Genomic DNA, 21,478 nt, shown 5'->3' with positions numbered 1-21,478 from the left:
CTAGCCACCTCTCATGAGGTCGGAGAGTTTTGGCCAGGACGATTGCTCGCGCTCGTCATGCGCCGGCGCCGAGGTGCGCTCGCCGGCGCGCAGTTTTGCCGATCGCGCACGCGGGTTATGCGCGACTTCGTTTTCGCCCGCGATCACCGGCCGCCGCGTCAGCAGCTGAAAACTCGGCACCGCCTGAGACACTTCCGGCAAATGGCGTGAGCCGCCACCCGTCTTGCTGCGCAGGCTAAGGAAATTCTTGACGATGCGGTCTTCCAGCGAATGGAACGAGACGACAACGAGGCGACCACCGGGCTTGAGCACGCGCTCGGCAGCGATGAGCGCGCTCTGGAGTTCCTCGAGCTCTTCGTTGACGAAGATGCGCAGGGCCTGGAACGTCCGCGTCGCCGGGTGAATATCGCCGGGCTTGGACCGAACCACCCTGCCGACGAGCTCGGCGAGCGCGCGCGTGGTCGTGAACGGCGTCTCCTGACGGTCCGCGACGATAGCGCGGGCGATCCGGCGCGACTGCCGCTCTTCGCCGAGAAGATAAATGATGTCGGCGAGATCGCCTTCCGAGGCGCGCGCCACGACATCGGCCGCAGTCGGGCCTGCCTGCCCCATCCGCATGTCGAGCGGACCATCGAGGCGGAACGAGAAGCCGCGGCCGGGCTGGTCGAGCTGCATCGAGGATACCCCGACGTCCATCACGACGCCGTCGACGCTATCGATGCCTTGAGCCGCGCAGACCTCGGCGAGGTTGGAGAAACGATCTTCAACGAGGGTCAGCCTGCCCGCCGAGCGTGCGACGAGCTCGGCGCCGCCCTCGATCGCAGTACGGTCGCGATCAATGGCAATCACCTGGGTTCCCGGCAGGTCGAGGATCGCGCGGCTGTAGCCGCCGGCACCAAAGGTCGCGTCGATATAAAGGCCGCCTTCGCGCGGGGCGAGGTGGTCGATGGCCTCGCGGCCAAGAACGGGGATGTGCGGAGCCGAGCTCATGCGCCAGGCCTGCCGATCGCCCCGCCGGACTCCCAAGTGAGATCGGGGACGAACAAGCTCATAACGCCTCGAATGATTCCGCGTCGCGGCGGTTCCACGACCCAACCCCCGTCCGATATGGTTACCGTGCCCGGTGGTCCCGGGCCACCAACCCAGTATTCCCCTTGGAATTTGTCGGGCAGCCATGGGATTTCGAGCCAAAATACGCTTTGGCCGCCTCCGGACGCGGGTCGGCTCTTCATCTCTCAGTAACGGCCCTTAGCGTTAAGAAAGCGTTGATCGGCTCGCGACAAGTCGAAAAGCTGACGCGGCTGGTGATGCTTCATCCACACACATTCGCCAAAATGCATCCGTTAACCTCGTCGCGCGGTTGCGCACGGTGGAGGGTAAAGGAATAGTAAAGAAAAGGGCTTGGCCCACTCTCTGTCTGTCTCGAGCTATTTATGTCGTCCGGTTCGTCCACGCCGTCTGGATCTGATTCGAAGCGTCAACGCGTTCTGCCGGTTCCCAAAGCGGCCGCGAACATGCGGACGTTCGAGCCGGATTCCTCGATCGTCTCCGACATCATCCCCTCACCGAACCATGGCGACCGCAACAAGGGCCGCCAACCCGATATGATTGTGCTGCACTACACCGGCATGCCCGACGTCGAAGGTGCGCTGGCGCGGCTCTGCTCCGCGGGCACAGAGGTATCGGCACATTATGTCGTGCTGGAAGACGGCCGCATCGTGCAATGCGTGCCGGAGGCCAGGCGCGCCTGGCATGCCGGCGTCTCGTCCTGGTCCGGCGAGGACGACATCAATTCCTGCTCGATCGGGATCGAGATCGTCAATCGCGGCCACGATTGGGGCTATCCGGAGTTTCCGCTGCGCCAGATCGCCGCCGTGATCGCGCTGTGCCGCGGCATCATGCTCCGCCGCAAGGTGCCCGCGCACCGGGTGCTCGGCCATTCCGACGTGGCGCCGGCGCGCAAGAAAGATCCCGGCGAAAAATTTCCGTGGCATTCGCTGGCCAATTCCGGCGTCGGACACTGGGTCACGCCCGCGCCGGTGGTGCGCGGCGAAAGCCTGATGCTCGGCACCATCAGCGATGAGGTGCTGAGCCTGCAGCAAGCGCTCGCCAGATACGGCTACGGCGTTCCCCTCACCGGCAAATACGACGCCGCGACCATGGAAGTCGTCACCGCGTTCCAGCGCCATTTCCGCCCGGCGCGACTGGATGGGGTCGCGGATCACTCGACGCTCTCGACCTTGCAGGCGCTGTTGGGGAGTCTCCCTCAGGAGACAACGACCATCGTGACGAAGTAGCTGACGTCTTCGAGAACGTGACCTCTTGCTCCGTCATGCCCGGGCTTGTCCCGGGCATCCACGTCTTTGTCGCGCCGGAAGAACGTGGATGGCCGGGACAAGCCCCGCCATGACGGAAACTCAGTTCATCTCCCTCATCCTTCGCGCATAAAGCCGTCGCAGCGGCTCTAACTGCGTCGCCTCCGTCGCAGCGCGATAGGCCTCGCGCGCCTCCTCCTTCCGGCCAAGCCGCCGCAACAAATCCGCCCGCACCGCTGGCAGCAGCTCATAGCCATGAAGCGCGCCGCGTGCGGCGGTCGCATCCACGAGATCGAGCGCGCGCGCGGGCCCATCGACCATCGACACCGCCGCCGCGTGGTTGAGTTCGATCACCGGCGACGGATTGATCCGCAGCAGCACTTCATAGAGCCCGGCAATCTGCGGCCAGTCTGTCTGCTCGTAGCTCGGCGCACGCGCATGCAGCGCAGCGATCGCGGCTTGTACTGCATACGGCTGCGGCCGGCCGGGCACGCGCAGTGCGTCGTCCACCAGGCGCAGACCCTCCTCGATCTGTGCATGGTCCCACTGCGAACGATCCTGCTCTTCCAGCAGCACGATGTCGCCGGCGGCGGTCTGGCGCCCTGCGCGGCGCGCATCGTGCAGCAGCATCAGCGCCAGCAGGCCCTTGATCCCGGCTCGATCGGGTAGCAGCCGGTCGAGCAAGCGGCCAAGCCGGATCGCCTCGGCGGCAAGATCGGGTCGCATCAAATCCGCACCGGACGTCGCCACGTAGCCTTCGGTGAAGACGAGATAGATCACGGCAAGCACACCATCGAGCCGCGGCACCAGCGTGTCGCGCTCGGGGACCTCATAGGGAATGCCGGCGAGCCTGATCTTCTGCTTGGCGCGGACGAGACGCTGCGCCATCGCCTCCTCGCTGACGAGGAAGGCGCGCGCGACCTGCGCCGTGGAGAGCCCGCAGACGGTGCGCAGTGTCAGCGCGACCTGGACTTCGGGCGCGAACGCAGGATGGCAGCAGGTGAAGATCAGCCGCAGCATGTCGTCGTCGAGCATTGCCGGCGGCTCGGCGGGCGCCTGCGCGTTCAGCTCGAGCTCGTGCACGAGCGCCTGCTCCTTGCCGCGGAAAACGGCCTGGCGCCTGATACGGTCGATCGCCTTGTGCCTGGCGACATTGACCAGCCAGGCACGCGGATTGTCGGGGACCTCGCACGCCGGCCAGCGCGCCAGTGCCACCGCAAAGGCGTCCTGGAGCGCGTCCTCGGCGAGATCGAAATCGCCGACGAGGCGGATCAGCGTGGCCAGCGCCCGCCCCGCCTCGTCGCGGAAGATCTTGTCGATCTCGGACAGCGTCATGCGCCGATGCGCGACGGCGCCGTCACTTGTCGTAGACCCAGATCGGCCGCACCTCGATCGAGCCGATACGCGCCGACGGAATCCGCGACGCGATCTCGATCGCAGCATCGAGATCCTTGGCCTCCACCAGGTAATAGCCGCCGAGCTGCTCGCGTGTTTCGGCAAACGGGCCGTCGGTCGTCAGCGTCTTGCCGTCGCGCACGCGGACGGTCGTTGCAGTCGTGGTCGGCTGCAAACGGTCGCCGGCCTTGAAATTGCCGCTCTGGATGATGCCTTGCGTGAAGGTCTGATATTCCGCCGTCATCTGCTGGCCGGCCGCCGGACGCATATTCGCGTACTCGGCTTCGTTCTGGTAGATCATCAGCAAATACTGCATCGCTTAACTCCTGCTGCACGGCTGGATCGCCGACATCCAGTCGAACGGGACACGCGCCCAACGACATCTTCAGGATAAATTATTTCGGGCGAACCGTGCATGGCGATATCGGCTTGCGGAACCGACACAAATGCTTCATGCGTAAGCCGTCAGTCGGCCGGACGGCCGCTCCGGCAAGTGCCGAAAGGCCGCCGGGGAGGAAAGTCCGGGCTCCCTTGACATACGGTGCCGGATAACGTCCGGCGGGGGCGACCCCAGGGAAAGTGCCACAGAGAACGAACCGCCCGCCGTCGCCCCTTCGGGGCTTTGGCGCGGCAAGCCCTCGGGCCTGCCGTGCCGTAGCAGCGCAAGCTGCGTAGGCAGGTAAGGGTGAAAAGGTGCGGTAAGAGCGCACCGCGGCTGCGGCAACGGAGCCGGCATGGTAAACCCCACCGGGAGCAAAACCGAATAGGGACGGCATAGCGGAGTGTTCGCGAAAGCGATAACGCCGCGGGGCGATGTCAGGCCCGCCGTCCGGGTAGGTTGCTCGAGGCCATGTGCAAACATGGTCCCAGAGGAATGGCCGTCACGTATCGTTCGCGCAAGCGGACGGTGCCCTACAGAACCCGGCTTAGAGGCCGGCTGATATCTTCAACGAGGGGTTCGATGCTGACTGCATCGGGCCCCTCACCATTTGGGGGCTTGCTATCCGACGATCTCTTGCAACACACCCATCAGCGCCTCCGGCGCTGTCACATTCGGCGCATGGCTCGCATCGAGTTCGAAAGTGCGCCAGCCATCCTCGGTCTTGGTGCGCTTCGCGAACTGCCCGAACACGTCGCCCGGCGGAATGCGCGTGCAATAGATGTAGCTGCGCGGCATCGCCGGCTCGCCATGTTCGAGTTTCAGCTTCGTCTCGAAACATTTGATCGGCATGTTGATCCGGCGGGCGTTGAGCCAGTCGAGATCGGCCGGCGGCGTGTCCGGCGGCGGCGGGTTCGGCGGGATGCGGTAGCCGTCGCCTGAGCTTGCAGCCTTGCGCATCGGCTCGCGCCCGCCCTCGTGGAGATCGAACAGCGATTGGCCGTCACGCGGCACGAAGGCGTCGAGATAGATCAATTGCGTCACCCGCTCGCGCGCGCGATCGGCGACACCGGTGGCGACCATGCCGCCATAGCTGTGGCCGAGGAGCACGATGTCCTCGAGATCCTCGAACCTGATGACGTTGAGAATGTCCTGGATGTGCGTGTCGAGATCGATCGCGGGACTGGCCAGATGCGCGCGCTCGCCGAGCCCGGTATAGGTCGGCGCAATGAGGCGATGGCCGGCCTTTGCCGTCAACGGATGCATCTTCTTCCAGGCCCACCCGCCGGACCACGCGCCGTGACAAAGCAGGAAGGTTTTTGAGCGTGCGGCCATCGGCGTTTCCATCGTTCTTGTTTGTACGATGGAGTGTAGCGGCCGGTCCCGCGATGTAAACGCTACGGCCCCTTAAGCCGCGCGCGCGTTCACCTTCACGAGGACGGCTGCAGGCCGACCAGCTTCGCGCCGCAGCTTGCCCGCCTCAAAACCATGCATGCCGATCTGCCATTGCAGCCCGACGATGGCACCCTTGGTCGGCTGCAACAGCGCGAGCGAAGCGAACAACGTCACCGGCAGCCACACCACCAGTTGCAGCCAGACGGCCGGCGCATAGGCGGTTTCGACCGCGAGGATTGCCGGCACCACGAGATGGCCGACGACGACCATCACGAGATAGGCCGGGAAATCGTCGGCGCGCTGGTGGAACAGCTCCTCGCCGCAATGGTCGCAGGTATCTGCCACCTTCAGGAAACGGCCGAACGCATGGCCTTCGCCGCAGTTCGGGCACTTGCCGCGAAATCCGCGCCACATCGCCTTTGCCAGAGAGACTGAACCGGTTGCCATGACCCCACCTCTTCCTTTTCTAGGATCCATACAATAATATCTTGTATCCATACATTCAAAGGATATGGGCCTTCATTGCATGGATTGGACCCCTACAATTTCGGAGCTGAGCGGGCCGCGCTATCAGCGCATCGTCGAAGCCATGGAGGCCGACATCGCCGCCGGCCGGCTGGTGCGCGGCCAGCAATTGCCGACGCAGCGGGCGCTGGCAAAGGCGCTCGGCATCGACCTCACCACGGTGACACGCGCCTACACCGAGGCGCGGCGCCGCGGCATCATGGAGGCCCGGGTCGGCCAGGGCTCGTTCGTGTCGGAGACCAGCGCGCGCCGCGTGGTCGATCTGCCGCATCCCGTCGCGATCGACCTCTCGATGAACGTGCCGCCGCAACCTCTCGAAGCGCAGCTCGACGAGCGCATCATCGCCGGGATGGAAGCCATCCGCGCGCAATCGGGCCTGACCGCGCATCTCAACTACCAGCCGCCCGGCGGCAGCGCACACGAGCGCGAGGTCGCGGCGCGATGGATGCGCCCCCGCGTGCCGCATGCGCATGCCGACAGGCTCGTGATCTTTCCCGGCGCACAGACGATCCTGTTCAACCTGCTCGCCCACGTCGCCCGGCCCGGCGACATCGTGCTGACGGAAGCCCTCACCTTCCCCGGCATCAGGGCCGCCGCCGCGCGCCTCGGCGTCAGACTCGTCGGCGTCGCGATGGATGACGGCGGCATCCTGCCAGAGGCGCTGGCAAAGGCTTGCCGCACGCATAGACCGAAAGCGGTCTATCTCATTCCGACGCTGCACAATCCGACCACCGCGACGCTTCTCCCCGAGCGCCGCAGCGCCATCGCCAAGATCATCAACGATGCCGATACGATTCTGATCGAGGACGATGCCTACGGGCTGCTCGATCGCTCGGCATCGCCGATCGCCAATCTCATTCCGGATCAGACATATCTCGCGACCACGCTGTCAAAATGTATGGCGCCCGCACTACGGGTCGCCTATCTGGTGACGCCCGACGGCAGCTCGCAGCGGGAGATGCGTAGCTCTTTGCAGGCGACGGTGCAGATGCCGGCGCCGCTGATGGTCGCGCTGGTGACGCATTGGATCGAGACCGGGATCGCCGACCGCATCATCACCGCCATCAGAAGCGAGGCGATCGGCCGCCAGCAGCTCGCGCAACGGGCGCTCAAGGGATTTGAGTTCCAGGCCAAGCCCGCCGCGCATCATCTGTGGCTGCGGCTGCCGGAGGACCGTCCCGATGTCGCGGCGCATCTGCTGCGGAATGGACTGGCAGTCGTCGCCGGCGAGGCCTTCACCGTCGACGGGACCGCACCACACGCGGCACGCGTCTCGCTAGGCGCGGCGCGCAACCGGGCGGAATTGACGGAGGCGCTGCGCATCCTCATGAGCGCGCTGCACAGGCCCGCCGACACCCGGCAGATCGTCTAGCAAATACCTATCGATGCTGCCGGCGATGGTGGGAGCGCACGACCGGCGCAACAGCCGATGGATAAGCTTGCGATGCGTAGGCATCGCTCGGCTGGCCGAGAGCCCCGCGCGCGGCGGGCGTGAGCTGGCCGCCATTCAGAACGTCGCGGTCGGGATGGGCAGCCTGATAGGCCGCAGGCTCGGAAAACTGGGCCTGCGCCATGGTCGGCATCAAGGCCGCCGCCGACACTAGTGCGGCCGCGACGGCAATCTTCGTGCGGGTCATCGTCCTTCTCCATATCTCATTCGGGAGATTGGCCGATCGAACCGCATGATGGCGTCGAGCGGGCCCCCAGTTTGAAGTACGAGCGTCATGTAGGCCTGTCTTTCGCGAACGCCCGCTGCTGGGGATCACGCTTGCGTGCGGTTTTGAAATTGACCTGCATGGCCGCAGCTGTGCTATGCGAGCGATGGCGATCAACAGTTCGGGATCGTCAAGATAACAGGGACAATCTGTTGGAAATACTCACCTACGGGCTGCTGCTGCTCGGCGCACTGGCCGGGGGCTTCGTCTCGGGCCTTGCCGGTTTCGGCACGGCGCTGATGGCGCTCGGCATCTGGCTCTACGTGCTGCCGCCCTCTCTCGCGGTGCCCCTGGTGCTGATCTGCTCGGTGATCGCGCAGAGCTCGACGCTGCCGTCGATGTGGAAGAGTTTTGATCTCTCGCTGGTCTGGCCGTTCCTGATTGGAGGACTGATCGGCGTGCCGCTGGGCACCATGCTGGTCGCCTCCGCCGATCCAAAAGTGTTCAAGCTGAGCGTCGGCGTGCTGATCCTTGTTTTTTCGACGGCTCTCTATCTGAACAAGCGGCCGCTCGCCGTCACGTTCGGCGGCCGCATTGCCGACGGCGCGATCGGTTTTGCCGGCGGCATCTTGGGTGGCCTTGCCGGACTGTCGGGGCCACTTCCGATCCTGTGGGCAAACATCCGAGGCTGGAACAAGCACGAGCGGCGCGGCATCTTCCAGCTCTTCAATTTCACCGTGCTCGGCGCCGCCTTGGTGTTGCAGACCGCCTCGGGCCTCGTCGCGTTCAAGGTGGTCTGGCTCGCAGTGATCGCATTTCCGGGCACGCTGATCGGCGCATGGGCCGGCGCGCGCGTCTATCATGCGCTGAGCGACAAGCATTTCGGCGATGTCGTGCTCGGTCTGTTGTTCCTGTCGGGCCTCGGCCTGGTCTGCCATGCCGCCGGCAATGCCGACGCCAAGCACGTAGATCCAGCCCTCGGCGAAATCGAACAGATGCGAGTTGAGCAGCGAGGACAGCATGTTCTGCACCACGACCAGAAGGCCGACCCAGCAGGCCAGCCCCTCTCCGCGAAACAGCGAGAGGTGCGCGAACCAGAGCGCATAGAGGATCACGACGCCCGACGCGCCCCACTGCACGGCGACATTGAGCGTCTGGTTGTGCGGATCACCGACGTTTCCGCTCGAACCCCGCTCTCGCCGACAGCCGCGCGCGCGAACAGGCCGCGGATCGCCCCGGTGCCGTGACCGAGCAGCGGCGCGTCCGCGGTGAACGCCAGCGATTTGCGCCAAAACTCCAGTCGTGACCCCATGCCGCTGACATCATTGCCGGCGATGCTGACCTCATAGTCTCCGTTGAATTTGGCGACTGTTGCGCGCAGACGCGGCGAGGCGGTCCACAGCAGCACGGCCAACAGCCCCATCGCGCCGACGGCGAAGAGTGCGGTGCGGCGGCGCAAATGCAAAAGCGCGAAGACCACGATCAGGATCGGCAGCGTCACCAGCGCTGTCCGCGAGACCACGACGAACATCATGTTGGCGAGGAATCCGATCGCGAGCGCCACGAACAGCGCCGCGACGCGGTAGCGGCCTCGTCGCAGCAGCGACACGATCGGGTAGACCAGCGCGATCGCACAGAGCGCGAACTCCTGGCTCTGGTCGATATAATTGCGCACCGCGATCCCGCTTTCGACCTTGTAGGGCCCGCGCGACAGATAGAGTTTCAGCGACAATGCGGGATCGACGGCGACGGCGAAGGAATAGAGCATCAGTGCCGTGCAGGATACCAGGAACGCGGAAAACACCCAGCCGCCAAACGGCCAACGCTCGAACTGGTAGATCAGAAGCGGAATTACCAGCAGCTTCGCCGCCGGGCCGATCGCATGGATTCGGTCCGGCCACGGCGCATCCGACCAGAGCGTGCCGATGGCGGCGAGTAGGACCAGCGCAATCGGCAGCAGGCAGATTGCCCGAAGCAGCGAACGCGGAAATTCGCGAAGGTCGAGGAACGCGAACGCGATCAGCCAGGGAATGAGCGCGAAAATGAGCCCGGTCGTGGTCCACGGCAACAGCAACGCGATCAGCGCGACGGAGCGGGCTGGCGTGCGATAGCGTGCCGCCCAGATCGCGGCGAGCCAGGAATTGGGCCGCTGCTCGTTCAACACCTCGGTCATTTGGCCCCTGCAGCCGATCCCCACGGCGCGGCAAGTTTGCCGGAGCCGTGGGGCGGGGACAAGCGATCGCTACGCTGGCGCGCGTACAGGAGACGCCACGCGCTTGGGCGCAGCCGGCTCCGGGGACTTCTCATGCCGGAGCGTGGCAAGGCGCTTCCTGAATTCACGCCGTAGCAGCCACAAGCTCAGGGCCGCCTGCAGCGTGGTTGCCGCGATCGACAGGTACCAGACGTGCTCGATCCGGAAGCCCGGCCGCGTCGACAGCCAGATCGCCGGCAGCGAATAGGTGAGCACGCGCGTTGCCGAACTCCACAGCACCGGCTTGGTATTGCCGAGGCCCTGGAACATGCTCGAGCAGGTGAAGATCACGCCCTGCGCCACCATGTTGAGCGAGATGATCCGCAGGAACAGGAACGCGATCTCCATGGTTTCCCGGTCGTTCGAGAACCCCGAGAGCAGGAGCTGCGGCTTCAACTGCGCGAGGCACATGAAGCCTATCATCACGACACTGGTGATCAGCGCCGCCTTGACGAAGGTTTCGCGCACGCGCTCGCCTTTTCCGGCGCCCATGTTCTGGCCGGCGATTGGCCCAGCGGCGAGCGCAACTGCAAGCGCCGGCATCTGGATCAGGCCCAGGACCCGTTGTCCGATCCCGAAACCGGCCTGCGCCGCCGCACCGAAATCGCGCAGCACGAAATAGACCACCGCCATGAGGATGAACATCATCGCGAACTCGCCGCCGGCAGGCAGGCCGACATTGAGGATGCGCCTCAGATGCTGCGCCTGCGGACGCCACTGCGCCGGATTGAAGGCGACATAGCGTTCGACCTTACGAAAATGCGCAAGCAGCGTCACGACGCCGATCAACACCGCGATCGAGCTCGCCAGCCCCGCACCGGCAACGCCGAGCGCATGGCCCGTGCCCAAGCCCGCGATCAGAACCGGCGCCAGCGCGATGTTGATGGCCACCGCAAGCGCCTGCACCAGCATCGTGGGACGCACGATGCCGGTAGCGCGCAGCGCGGATCCCATCACCTGGCTCGCGAATTGCAACGCGAGCGCCGGCATGAACCACAGCAGATACGTGGCCCCCGCCTCGATCGTGGCTTCGTCCGCGGCGATCGCATGCATGTAGGCGCGCGACAGCGCCGCGCCTGCGACCAGGGTCAACAGTCCGAACAGCACCGACAGCACGATCGCCTGATTGAAGATCAAATTGGCATCCGGCCGATCCTTGCGTCCCACGGCATGCGCGATCAACGACACCGCGCCGACGCCGAGCACCTGCATCAGCGCGTTGATGAGAAAGCCGGCATTGCCGGCCGCCGCCACGCCCGCGACCGCGGCATCGCCCAAGCCCGAGACGAAGTACAGATCGACCAGCTGGCAAAGCATGATCGTGACCATACCGACCATGATCGGCGGTGCCATGCCCAGAATGTGCTTCGCGACGGAGCCGTTGGTCAGGTCTTTCATTTCACCCATCCTTGACCGATTCCTTGGCGACGCGGCCGACATTGGTCCGCCGGCCGCGCGCCACTCATTCCGCTGCTGCGATCTGTCCGAGCTCCACCACCTGGCGCTCGAACAGGCCGCGATAGATGCCGCCGGGCCTGGCCGCGAGCTTGGCATGCGTGCCTTGCTCGACGATCTCGCCGCGGTCGAACACCAGGATGCGATCGAGGCTCTTCACCGTCGAGAGCCGGTGCGCGATCACGATCGAGGTGCGGCCCCGCATCAGCCGCTCCATCGCCTGCTGGATCAGCGCCTCGGATTCCGAATCGAGGCTCGAGGTCGCTTCGTCCAGGATCAGCACCGGCGCGTCCGCCAGGAAGGCGCGCGCCAGCGCCACGCGCTGCCGCTCGCCGCCGGAGAGCTTGACGCCGCGTTCACCGACCAGCGTGCCGTAGCCCTTGGGCAGGCGCAGGATGAAGTCATGCGCGTTGGCCAGCCGTGCCGCCTGCTCGATCGCCTCCAGGCTGGCGCCGGGCCGGCCATAGGCGATGTTCTCGGCGAGCGAGCGGTGGAACAGGATCGGGTCCTGCTGCACGACCGCGATCTGGCTGCGCAGCGAATGCTGCGTGGCCTTGGCGATGTCTTGCCCATCGATCAGAACGCGGCCGCCGGTGACGTCGTAGAGCCGCTGCACCAGCTTGACGAAGGTGGTCTTGCCGGAGCCGGAGCGGCCGACGAGACCGACGCGTTCGCCGGCGCGGATCGTGACCGACAGTCCATCATAGAGCGGCGCATGATGGCCGCCATAATGGAACGTGACGTCGTCGAACACGAGCTCGCCGCGCTCGATCGCAATCGGCCGCGCGTCCGTCGCATCCGTAATCCCGATCGGCTCGTCGTGGATCGCCACCAGCTCCTCCATGTCATTGACCGAGCGCTGCAGGTTGTTGATGTGCATTCCGACGTCGCGCAAATAGGCATGGATGACGTAGTAGCTCGTCAGCACATAGGTGACGTCGCCGGGCGAGGCTCGCCCCGACATCCACAGCAGCACGGCGCCGCCGATCACGGAGGCACGCAGGGCCAGCAGCACCGAGAGCTGCGCCAGATTGGTGTAGTTGTAGCGCAGCCAGGTCCGCCGCACGCGCACGCGCCAGCGGTTGACGACACGGGCAAGCCGCGCATCCTCGCGCGCTTCCGCGCCGAACGATTTCACCACCGCGTTGCAGGTCAGCGCATCCGCCAGCGTGCCGCCGACCTTGGTGTCCCAGGCATTGGAGATGCGCGCGGCCGGCGCGATGTAGCGCGTCGAGAACAGCACCGTCATCGTGACATAGGCCAGCGCGCCCAGCGCGATCACCGCGCCAAGCGAAGCCCAGTGCAGGCCGAGCAGGATCATCGACCCGATCAGCACCAGCAGCGACGGTGCCAGCGCCATCAAGATGGTGTCGTTCAACAGATCGAGCGCCCACATGCCGCGGGTGACCTTGCGCACCGTGGATCCCGCAAAGGAGTTGGCGTGCCAGTCGGTCGAGAACCGTTGCACGCGCATGAAGGCTTCCTGCGCGACCTCGGACATGATCTTCAGCGAGAACGGCACGATGGCCTGGAGGCCGGTCAGCCGCAGCACCATGGAGGCTGCGCCCAGTGCCACGATACCGCCCAATGCCATCAGCGCCGCGTGCCGCGCGGCGGAATCGGATGGGCCGCGCGTCAGAGCGTCGACCAGATGTCCGGAGAATACCGGCATGAACAGGTCGGCGATGGTCGCACCCAACAAGCCTCCGGCGACGATGAGGGTACGCCCCGGCTGCTTCAGCCAGTGCCGGAACACGAAGGGCAGCACCACGCGTATTGCCGCGGGCCTTTTTGACAGAACGGTCATGGCATCATCCGGCCGCTTATGGCGCGGGCCGGCTCCATTGATGGACGCAGGCCGGCCGCGAGGGCCGAGACGGCGTCACTTAAAGTTGGTTTTGACTTGGGAAGCGGAGCGATCGGGACCAGGAGCCCAATCGAAGCTGGCGGAAGAGGCCTCTAGGAGGCCGAGCACATACCGAGCCAGAACATCATCGAGCGCGGGCGTGCGATCTGCGAATGCGACGAAATCATGCAAATCCTCCCGGTTCGATGGAATGAGGTGCGCTTTATAGATGTGTCGGTAGTGATTTGCAACGGGGCTCGCGCGAGATCCCGCACGAGTGTTGCAAATTAGTGCGCGTCGCCGCTGGCGCCGAACGGCGAGGCCGGCCTCTTCAACAGTGTGACGAGCAGGGTGAGGCCGAGATAGAACAGCGTCAGGATGAAGAAAGCATCGCCGAAGCCCATCACCACGGCCTGGCGATGCACGAGCTGGCTGAGCTGCTTCATCGCCATCAGCGTGGAATCGCCAAGCCCCTGAAACTTCTGCATGAACATGGTCAGGGTTTCGGTCGCGGTCGCGTTGCCCCAGGTCACACGCTCCTGCAGGCGCGTAATGTGCAGGTCGGTGCGGTCATTGAGCACGGTGTTGATGACGGCGAGACCCACGGCGCCGCCGAGATTGCGCATCAGGTTGAAGAGGCCCGAGGCGTTCTTCACCCGGTCGGGCGCCAGCGTGCCGAGCGCGATGTTGTTGGTCGGCACCATCGCGAACATCATGCCGATGCCGCGCAGGATCTGCGGAATCAGCAACTCATAGAAATCGTAGTCGCGCGTGATCCAGGTCATCTGGTAGGAGCCGAGCGCGAACACGACGAGCCCGAACGCGATCATGTAGCGCATGTCGTACTTCGCCATGAGACGCCCGACCACCGGCGCGATCAGGAACATGGTGATGCCCGAGACGAACATGGTCTCGCCGATCATCAGTGCGCTGTAGCCACGCACTTCGGCGAGGTAGCGCGGATAGATGTAGGTCAGGCCGTAGAGGCCGATGCCGATGCAGAACTGAAGGACGCAGCCGATCGCGAAATTGCGGTTGGAAAAGGTGCGTAGATTGACGATCGGCTCGGCCGCCGTGAAGACGCGCCAGAAGAAGGCGATCGCCGAGATGCCGCAGATCCAGGCGCAGATCGCGACCGAGGGGTCCTGCATCCATTCATATTGCGGGCCTTCCTCCAGCACGTATTCCAGCGTGCCGAGGAAGCCGGCCATGAACAGCAGCCCCCACCAGTCGAAACGGTCGAGCAACTCGAAATGCGGCTCGTCGAAATCGACCAGCGCCAGCACGCCGATGGTGATGCCGATGCCAGGCACGATGTTGATGAAGAACAGCCAGTTCCAGGACATCAGGTCGGTGATGTAGCCGCCGACAGTTGGCCCGATGGTCGGAGCCAGCGTTGCGACGAGCCCGATGATGGGACCGACGATGTGGAATTTGGTGCGTGGGAAGACGGTGTAGGCCGAGGCGAACACCGTCGGGATCATGCCGGCGCCGAGAAAACCTTGCAGCGCGCGCCACAGGATCATCTCCTCGATGGTGGTGGCGAAGCCGCAGAGCAGGCTCGATGCGGTAAAGCCTGCCGCCGAGATTGCGAACAACAGCCGCGTGCCGAAGGCGCGCGACAAGAATCCCGACAGCGGGATCGCGATCACTTCGGCGATCAGATAGGCGGTCTGGACCCAGGAGACCTCGCTAGAGCTTGCCGACAGGCCGGCCTGGATTTCACTCAGGGACGCCGAGACGATCTGGATGTCCAGGATCGACATGAACATCCCGAACACCATGATGATGAAAGCGAACAGCCGCTTCGGCGCGATGCGCTCCGAGGCGGGGTCCGCCATCATGGCAGGTAAAGCGGTCGTGACGTTCGCCATGGTCTGACCTCGCGGCGCAGGAGCGCTACTGCGGATGGATCATGGTGGCGTCGTCGAGATCGACCTCGCTGTCGGCGTCGGCCGCGCCCTTGTTGGTGTCGACCGTCGCAGTGACCGACATGCCGGCGCGGAGCAGGTTTTGCTTCGCGACCGACTTCGGCACCCGGATGCGGACCGGCACGCGCTGCACGATCTTGGTGAAGTTGCCGGTGGCGTTGTCAGGCGGCAGCAGCGTGAACACCGAGCCTGCCCCCGCCGCGATACTGTCGACGACGCCGGAGAACTTGCGCATGCCGTAGGCATCGACCTTGATCGTCACCGGCTGGCCGGGACGGATGCGCTTGAGCTGGGTCTCCTTGAAATTGGCATCGATATAGACGTTGTCGAGCGGCACGACGTTGCCGAGCCGCTGGCCCACCGCGACGAAATCGCCGGCACTGACGAGGCGGTTCGAGAACGTGCCGTCGACCGGCGCGCGCACCGCGGTGAAGGCGAGATCGCGCTCGGCCTTGGCCAGCGTGGTCTTGAGCTCGGCGAGTTGCGCCTGCGCTTCGGCCTGCTGCGCCTTGGCGACGTCGACATTGCTGAGCGCGACGTCGTAGGCGGCCTGCGCAGCCTTGACCGCGGCGGCGCCCTGGTCGCGTCCGGCTTCGGAGCTCTCGAAGGTGGCGCGCGAGGCAAAACCCTTGTTGCTCAGCGCCTGCTGGCGCTCATAATCGAGGTCGGCGCGCTTGAGGCCGGCTTCGGCGGAGACGAGTTGCGCCCTGGCCTGCGCGACCTGGCTGTCGAGCGCCGCGACCTGGCGGCCGATGCGATCGATGGTGGCCTGCTGGGTCGCGATCCTGGTCGCGGCGGCGTCGACGGCGATCTTGTAGTCGCCGTCGTCGACGCGGAAGACGATGTCGCCGGCGCGCACCGTCGTGTTGTCGCCGGCGAGGATCGAGGAGACGTGGCCGGCAACGCGCGCGCCCAGCATGGTGTTGTTGGCGCGGACATAGGCGTCGTCGGTCGCGACGTAGAAGCGGCCGACCAGCGTGTAATAGCCGGCATAGCTCGCGGCCGCGAGCGCCAGCACGAGCCCTACTCCCATCATCACGAATTTGCGCTTGCCGGACTTCGGCGCGCCGGCGGCGGGCGCGTCTGGGGCTGCGGCCGGCTTGTCGGTCACGGGCTTCTCCGGCGCCTCGCTGGGACGGCGCTTGGTTTCCTCGGCCACATGAGAGCGCAACTGTTCGGCGAGAGCTACAGACGTCTCGGTGGCAGCGTCACCACCCGCGGGCGCCGGCGTCTCCACGGCGTCCTGGCGAAGGACGCGCGCAGCCTGGTCTCTCACTACGGCCATGGAGGCCTCCCCAAAAAAGCGCGATGAGGGACAACCCGCCCTACGGCCGGCTCCCTCTCACCTATCCCAAATATCATTGACCGAACGGTTCGGTCAATATAGATAATACCCGAACGGACCCTACCGGCCCGAATCCTTTATTTCGGTTTCATCACCCTGGACCGATGCAAAAACTTTCCGAGACCCTGAACCAATGGTTGTACCCGGCCGCGAACATCTCCACGTCGTCCAGGAGGAGGACAGCTCCAAACGCCGCCAGATCCTGGACGGGGCCCGCAAGGTGTTCATGGATCTCGGGTTTGACGGTGCCAGCATGGGCGAGATCGCCCGCGCTGCGCAGGTCTCCAAGGGCACGCTTTACGTCTACTTCGCCGACAAATGCGCGCTGTTCGAAGCCATCCTCGAGCAGGAGGCGCTCCAGCACGGGCAGGTCGCGTTCAATTTCGATCCGGCACGCGATGTTGAAACCACGCTGAAGGATTTCGGCCGGGCCTACAACCGTCTGCTGTGCCGGCCCGGCGGCGGATCGGCGATCCGCACCGTGATGGCGATCGCCGAGCGCATGCCCGATCTCGGCCGCCGCTACTATGCGCGGGTGCTGGACAAGTCGATCAACCGCCTCTCCGACTATCTCAAAGCCCACGCCGCCGCCGGCGATCTCGATATCGACGATTGCGATCTGGCGGCGTCGCAGTTCATGGAACTGTGCAAGGCCTCGCTGTTCCTGCCCTTCGTCTTCCAGGCCGCGCCCGCACCGTCGGAAGAGCGCATGAGCGAAGTCGTCGACAGCGCGACGCGGATGTTCCTGGCAGCGTATCGGGCGAAGTAGCGGCAAGGCGGGCCTGCGTTGCAGGCCGCTCCGGCGGCATTATATTCGGGCTCATGTCCCGTGATCTCCGCCCGCCCATCGATATCCTCCATTACGAGATTGTCCAGGAACAGGCCTCCGCGCTCGGACGGATGGGCCGCACGCTCGAACAGGCGCTGGCGCGCCTGCGCGAGTTCGACGCCGCCCATGCCCTCCCCGAGGTGCCGGCCGCGATGCAGCCGGCCCGACGCAAGCTGGTGATGGAAGCCGGCCACGCGCTCTGGATGTTGGTGGTGCAGCGTGAGGCATCCGGCTTGCGCGACAGCCGCCACATCATGCGGACCTACAATGTCCCGGCCGAGGTGCAGTGCTGCATGGGGCTGGTGCCGGCAGCGTCGAAGCCGGCCTGAAATGATTTCTACGGGGCGCTAGACAAGGCCAGCCGTTACCACGGCAACGATTGCGATGGCTGCGAGCGCCTAGAAAGAGGCCATGGTCGAATGGCCGCTTGGGCACAGATTCTGATGATGGCAATACGTTTCGATCGCCGAGGTAGCAACAGCTACGCCAAACCTTCATCGGGAATATTGAGAACAGCGCCGCATGCTTTGCAATGCACGGCATCGCTCTCATGCCGCTGCAGTCCGCAAGTTGGGCAAGGAAATCTGACCTTGTTCGGACTCAACAATGCGCGCGCAAGATTGAAGAACAGGGTTACGCCGAAAATCATGATCACGACGGTTATCAAACGACCTATTGTGCCTGGCAGGGTGATATCGCCAAAGCCAGTCGTCGTCAGCGCGGTCACAGTGAAATACAGCGCGTCAGCATAATTCCGAATCTGATCGTTACGAAACTTCTGGGTCTCGTAGACTATCCCCGTCATGACAAATATGAAAACCGCAAGATTGGTGACGGCAAAGATGACCTCCTCGTTGCGACGGAAGAACGACGAATCCATGCGCAACCTGGCGAGCATCTGGTAGTCACGAAGCAGTCCCAGCGTCCGCAAAATCCGCAGAAAGCCGCCAGCCTCGCCAGCCAGGGGCGCCAGGAATGAAACGATGGCGACCATGTCAGCCCATGTCGAGAGGCGGCCGAACTTTCGAAGCGGATGCCGGTCGGCGAGTAGCCGTGCTGAAAAATCGGCCAATATCATTGCGCCGAATAGCAGGTCGAAGGTTTCGATGATCTCACTGGGGTGCAGGAACGACGTCCCGATGATGAACAGTATGGTCACAACATCAAACGCGAGCAAAGCATAGCGGAAACCAACGGCGCTGGGCGTTGTACCCTCGTAGAGGCGACGGACGCGGCTTCTCAGGGAGGTGTGGTTCACAGCTGCCATGCTCGCAGTTTGCACAGATGATAGCAGCTGGGACAACCTCGCGCCCTGGGAGATCTAAGTCAGTGCGACGAGTTCGAGCTAGTCGACGCTTCCGTGACAGTCCGCAGCACAAGCGTCAGGTGGCTGTTACCGGGATGGATTGTCGTCGGCACAACCTCGATGCTATCGGCTCCAAGTTCGCCTGCTTTCTTCCACTGAAACGCAGCGCCGGATCTGCTGTAGACATTCACCCTTTTTGTTTCTCTTCCGCGCTTCTTCCATCCGAGCTTTTGGAGCGTTCTTCGAAGCGGTCAGCGCCCTTCGCTAAATCGTGTCCCGTCTTGCTCTCGTTTTTCGCTTCGTCCTTAGCAGCCGCCTCGCGCAGGCCTTCAGCGGCGCGTTCCCCAGCTTTTGACGATTTTCGTTCGTCATCCATGTGAAGCACCTTTCCTGATAAACAACACGCTTCTCCAGGACTAATCCGTGCCTGTCCCAGATTGGCCATAACAAACTTCAACCGGATCGCTTGGAGATTGTTCCAGTTCGGTTGAAGCTAGTGCGTTTGCTGGCCCAAAGCTGATGTCAGACGAGCCGCGCAGTTCCTGTGCGCTAAAGGACTATCGAAGATTACAAGCAGCATGTGCGCTCCGGTCACAAGCGCTCATCATGCTCAAGGCGGAGACTTCCGTTGCGTCGGTAAGCTGACCCTACTGGTCCACGCCTACTGCTACCTGCTTGCGGAGCGCGGCGAGATCGTTGACGACCATCTTGGTCGGGCCGGTCCAGATGATGCCGTCGTCCTGGAGGCGGCTGAGGATCAGGCTGATCGACTGGCGCGTCGCGCCGATCATGCGCGCGAGATTGGCCTGCGTGATGCGGCCGAGCGATATCGGGCCGCTCTCGTCCTGGGCCGCGTTCTCGCACAGCTTGACCAGCAGCAGCACCAACCGTTCCGCCGCCTTCTGCCCGGCCAGCGTCTGCGCCAGCATCGAATAGGTCTCGCCCTTGAAGCCGAGGCACTCGATCAGCGCGACTGCGAACGGCGGCGACTGCGCGATCAACCGGCGGACCGCATCCTGGTCGAGATGCAGTGCTTCGACGCGCCCGAGCGCGCGGGCCGACCAGCTGTGGCGGTGATCGCCGAGGATATAGGGCGCGCCGACGAAGTCGCCGGCCTCCCAGGTCGACAGCATCAGTTCGCGCCCCTGCGTGCCGGCATGGGTGCTTTCGACGATCCCGTTCAGGATGATGTGGATGCCGTTTGCGGGCTCGCCCTCGCGCAGCAGATATTCGCGGTTCTGGTAGGTCGCGAGCCTGCCGGTTCGCATCACCAGCTCCAGATCGGGCTTGTCCAACGCCTTCAGCACATAACGTCCGGTCCCGGGCCGTGGCAGTTCGGCGCGCGGCTCAGCTGGATCGGCCACCTCATGCGCATCGCTGCGCCCCACGATCGGTCTCCCTTCGAGTGACGGCTCGAAGGCTAGGAGGTCTCCGCTCGGATTGCAACGCGGCGCAGATGTTCTGGCTCGGCCGAAGCCCCCATGAAAGCGCAAGCCAGATCGGTGAGCAGGCGCTCCCGGCCGGCCGGCGCCAGGAACGTGATGCCATAGGGCACGCCGGCTGCGGTGACGGCGTTCGGAACGGCGATGGCGGCCAGCCCAAGCGGGTTGGCGTAGTTGGTGTAATAGCCGTTGTTGAAGTTGGCCGTCAGCGGATCGCGCGCGACGTCGTCGATGCTCAGCACGGTGCCGACCGTCGGCACGACCAGCGCATCATGAACTTGCCAGAAATCGCGCAGCGACCGCTGGACCTCCTTGACCTTGTAGAGCGCACGATAGGCGTCGGCCGCCGTGAACTTGCGGCTGCCGATGACGAGGTCGCGCACGATCTTCACGCCCGCCTCCGGGTTGGCGTCGAGGAATGCGCCGACCGACACGTCCCGCTCGGCGAGGAAAGGTCCGAAAAACATCAAATCGTTGACCGAAATGAACGGCGCGAAATCGACCAATGCGACCGACAGATCGAGCTGCCGCAGCTTGCGGAGTCCATCGCCGAACAGCGCCTCCGTCTCCGCATTGCCGAAGAACCTGAGCTGATCCGGACGCGGCGTTGCGATGTTGAGCGGCCGCGCCGGAGATGCCTGCTCCGTCCATCCGGCGGAATCCACCGGTGAAAAACAGTCCTCGACATCGCGCCGCGCCAACACGCGATAGATCTCGTGGCCATCGCGGGGATCGCACGTGTAGAGCGAGATGGTATCGAAACTACGGCACGCGTAGACCATGCCGCGCTGACTGAAGGCGCCGGGCGCCGGCTTGAAGCCGGTCACGCCACAATAGGACGCCGGCACCCTGCCCGATCCGCCGGTATCGGTGCCGAACGCAAAGGACGAGGTGCCCGTCGCGACCGATACCGCTGCCCCCGAGCTGGAGCCGCCGGGGATGTAGTCGGGGTTGTGCGGGTTGCGGGCGATGCCATAGGGCGAGCGCACGCCGACGAGGCCGGTCGCGAACTGATCCATATTGGTTTTGCCGAGATAGATCGCGCCGGCGGCGATGGCGTCGGCAACAACCGGGCTCGTGTCTTTCGCGGTGTAGGCGAATTCCGGGCAGGCCGAGGTGGTCTGCTCGTCGGCCACATCGATACAATCCTTGACCGAGAACACGAGGCCGTAGAGCGGCAGCTCGCCGATCTCGCCAATGCGGGCATCGAGCGCGCACGCCCTTGCCATGACGCTTTCGGGATTTGCCGTCGAGATCCAAACGCCGCTCTGGTCGGCGTCGTCAAGGCGCGAAAGCACATGCGCGGCGACATCGGACGGCTTGAGCTCACCGCGGCGATAGGCGGCGCGGAGGTGGCGAGGTGCGATATTCATGTCGGTCACGTACGTGCGGGGATTGGCAATGCGCCG

General features: G+C 64.5%; 18 protein-coding genes, 1 other RNA gene and 2 pseudogenes. 6 read left to right on the top strand and 15 right to left on the bottom strand.

Features of this window, described 5'->3' with window-relative positions; translation table 11 throughout:
• Window positions 1–990, bottom strand: a complete 990-nt coding sequence (rsmH, locus tag AC0L3B_RS09095) for a 16S rRNA (cytosine(1402)-N(4))-methyltransferase RsmH (RefSeq protein ID WP_018454232.1) — start codon at window positions 988–990, stop codon at window positions 1–3.
• Between the two features lie 524 nt (window positions 991–1,514).
• Between rsmH and AC0L3B_RS09090 the strand changes: the two genes are divergently transcribed.
• Window positions 1,515–2,297, top strand: a complete 783-nt coding sequence (locus tag AC0L3B_RS09090; protein ID WP_085349089.1) for an N-acetylmuramoyl-L-alanine amidase — start codon at window positions 1,515–1,517, stop codon at window positions 2,295–2,297.
• Window positions 2,298–2,417: 120 nt separating this feature from the next.
• On the opposite strand, the gene AC0L3B_RS09085 is transcribed toward AC0L3B_RS09090, so the two are convergent.
• Window positions 2,418–3,650, bottom strand: coding sequence for an RNA polymerase sigma factor (locus AC0L3B_RS09085; RefSeq protein ID WP_247294871.1), 1,233 nt, complete (start codon window positions 3,648–3,650; stop codon window positions 2,418–2,420).
• A 22-nt stretch (window positions 3,651–3,672) separates the two neighbouring features.
• The gene (locus AC0L3B_RS09080; RefSeq protein ID WP_018454229.1) at window positions 3,673–4,026 is read right to left on the bottom strand and encodes a YciI family protein; all 354 of its coding nucleotides are present in this window, start codon (window positions 4,024–4,026) and stop codon (window positions 3,673–3,675) included.
• A gap of 149 nt (window positions 4,027–4,175) precedes the next feature.
• Here AC0L3B_RS09080 and rnpB point away from each other — a divergent pair.
• An RNA gene (rnpB, locus tag AC0L3B_RS09075) (RNase P RNA component class A) lies at window positions 4,176–4,655 on the top strand.
• A gap of 55 nt (window positions 4,656–4,710) precedes the next feature.
• Here rnpB and AC0L3B_RS09070 read toward each other — a convergent pair.
• Window positions 4,711–5,424 carry an alpha/beta fold hydrolase gene (locus tag AC0L3B_RS09070; RefSeq protein ID WP_247294873.1) on the bottom strand — a complete coding sequence of 238 codons (714 nt, stop codon included), beginning with the start codon at window positions 5,422–5,424 and terminating at the stop codon, window positions 4,711–4,713.
• A gap of 72 nt (window positions 5,425–5,496) precedes the next feature.
• Window positions 5,497–5,961, bottom strand: a complete 465-nt coding sequence (locus tag AC0L3B_RS09065; protein ID WP_473380308.1) for a DUF983 domain-containing protein — start codon at window positions 5,959–5,961, stop codon at window positions 5,497–5,499.
• Between the two features lie 49 nt (window positions 5,962–6,010).
• On the opposite strand from AC0L3B_RS09065, the gene AC0L3B_RS09060 reads away from it, so the two are divergent.
• On the top strand, window positions 6,011–7,381 hold the full coding sequence (locus AC0L3B_RS09060) for an aminotransferase-like domain-containing protein (RefSeq protein WP_247294875.1): 1,371 nt from the start codon (window positions 6,011–6,013) through the stop codon (window positions 7,379–7,381).
• Window positions 7,382–7,388: 7 nt separating this feature from the next.
• Here the strand turns inward: AC0L3B_RS09060 and AC0L3B_RS09055 are convergent, their stop codons facing one another.
• Window positions 7,389–7,646: a hypothetical protein gene (locus AC0L3B_RS09055; protein WP_018454225.1), complete on the bottom strand. Its 258-nt coding sequence runs from the start codon at window positions 7,644–7,646 to the stop codon at window positions 7,389–7,391.
• A 230-nt stretch (window positions 7,647–7,876) separates the two neighbouring features.
• Here AC0L3B_RS09055 and AC0L3B_RS09050 point away from each other — a divergent pair.
• Window positions 7,877–8,611, top strand: a pseudogene (locus AC0L3B_RS09050) (sulfite exporter TauE/SafE family protein); the annotation flags it as partial.
• Here AC0L3B_RS09050 and AC0L3B_RS09045 read toward each other — a convergent pair.
• The 5 genes and pseudogenes from AC0L3B_RS09045 to AC0L3B_RS09025 form a co-directional block, all read right to left on the bottom strand.
• Window positions 8,597–9,837, bottom strand: a pseudogene (locus AC0L3B_RS09045) (O-antigen ligase family protein); the annotation flags it as partial. The pseudogenes AC0L3B_RS09050 and AC0L3B_RS09045 sit on opposite strands and share 15 nt — an antisense overlap.
• Window positions 9,838–9,906: 69 nt before the next feature.
• Window positions 9,907–11,313 carry an MATE family efflux transporter gene (locus AC0L3B_RS09040; RefSeq protein WP_473380307.1) on the bottom strand — a complete coding sequence of 469 codons (1,407 nt, stop codon included), beginning with the start codon at window positions 11,311–11,313 and terminating at the stop codon, window positions 9,907–9,909.
• Window positions 11,314–11,377: 64 nt separating this feature from the next.
• Complete coding sequence (locus tag AC0L3B_RS09035; protein WP_473380306.1) at window positions 11,378–13,177, bottom strand: ABC transporter ATP-binding protein; 1,800 nt, start codon at window positions 13,175–13,177, stop codon at window positions 11,378–11,380.
• Window positions 13,178–13,503: 326 nt separating this feature from the next.
• Window positions 13,504–15,090 (bottom strand): DHA2 family efflux MFS transporter permease subunit, encoded by a 1,587-nt coding sequence (locus AC0L3B_RS09030; protein WP_026232690.1) that lies wholly within the window; start codon window positions 15,088–15,090, stop codon window positions 13,504–13,506.
• Between the two features lie 25 nt (window positions 15,091–15,115).
• Window positions 15,116–16,432, bottom strand: coding sequence for an efflux RND transporter periplasmic adaptor subunit (locus AC0L3B_RS09025; protein WP_456653619.1), 1,317 nt, complete (start codon window positions 16,430–16,432; stop codon window positions 15,116–15,118).
• Window positions 16,433–16,625: 193 nt separating this feature from the next.
• Here AC0L3B_RS09025 and AC0L3B_RS09020 point away from each other — a divergent pair, with 193 nt between their 5' ends.
• Together AC0L3B_RS09020 and AC0L3B_RS09015 are read left to right on the top strand one after the other, a co-directional pair.
• Window positions 16,626–17,261 carry a TetR/AcrR family transcriptional regulator gene (locus AC0L3B_RS09020; RefSeq protein ID WP_018454218.1) on the top strand — a complete coding sequence of 212 codons (636 nt, stop codon included), beginning with the start codon at window positions 16,626–16,628 and terminating at the stop codon, window positions 17,259–17,261.
• 53 nt (window positions 17,262–17,314) lie between these two features.
• Window positions 17,315–17,650, top strand: a complete 336-nt coding sequence (locus tag AC0L3B_RS09015) for a DUF6665 family protein (RefSeq protein WP_018454217.1) — start codon at window positions 17,315–17,317, stop codon at window positions 17,648–17,650.
• Between the two features lie 152 nt (window positions 17,651–17,802).
• Here the strand turns inward: AC0L3B_RS09015 and AC0L3B_RS09010 are convergent, their stop codons facing one another.
• From AC0L3B_RS09010 to AC0L3B_RS08995, 4 genes are all read right to left on the bottom strand, one after another.
• Window positions 17,803–18,588, bottom strand: a complete 786-nt coding sequence (locus tag AC0L3B_RS09010) for a potassium channel family protein (protein WP_035968996.1) — start codon at window positions 18,586–18,588, stop codon at window positions 17,803–17,805.
• A gap of 226 nt (window positions 18,589–18,814) precedes the next feature.
• On the bottom strand, window positions 18,815–19,003 hold the full coding sequence (locus tag AC0L3B_RS09005; protein WP_085385390.1) for a hypothetical protein: 189 nt from the start codon (window positions 19,001–19,003) through the stop codon (window positions 18,815–18,817).
• Between the two features lie 271 nt (window positions 19,004–19,274).
• A complete protein-coding gene (locus tag AC0L3B_RS09000) occupies window positions 19,275–20,015 on the bottom strand; it encodes a Crp/Fnr family transcriptional regulator (protein ID WP_085385389.1) in 741 nt (246 codons plus the stop codon).
• 32 nt (window positions 20,016–20,047) lie between these two features.
• The gene (locus AC0L3B_RS08995; protein WP_204512081.1) at window positions 20,048–21,442 is read right to left on the bottom strand and encodes an amidase family protein; all 1,395 of its coding nucleotides are present in this window, start codon (window positions 21,440–21,442) and stop codon (window positions 20,048–20,050) included.
• Between the last annotated feature and the right edge of the window lie 36 nt (window positions 21,443–21,478).

This window comes from Bradyrhizobium sp. Kon56 (assembly GCF_055807635.1).
The sequence above is the reverse complement of the archived record's forward strand: the minus strand, read 5'-3'. Positions and strand labels throughout refer to the sequence as shown.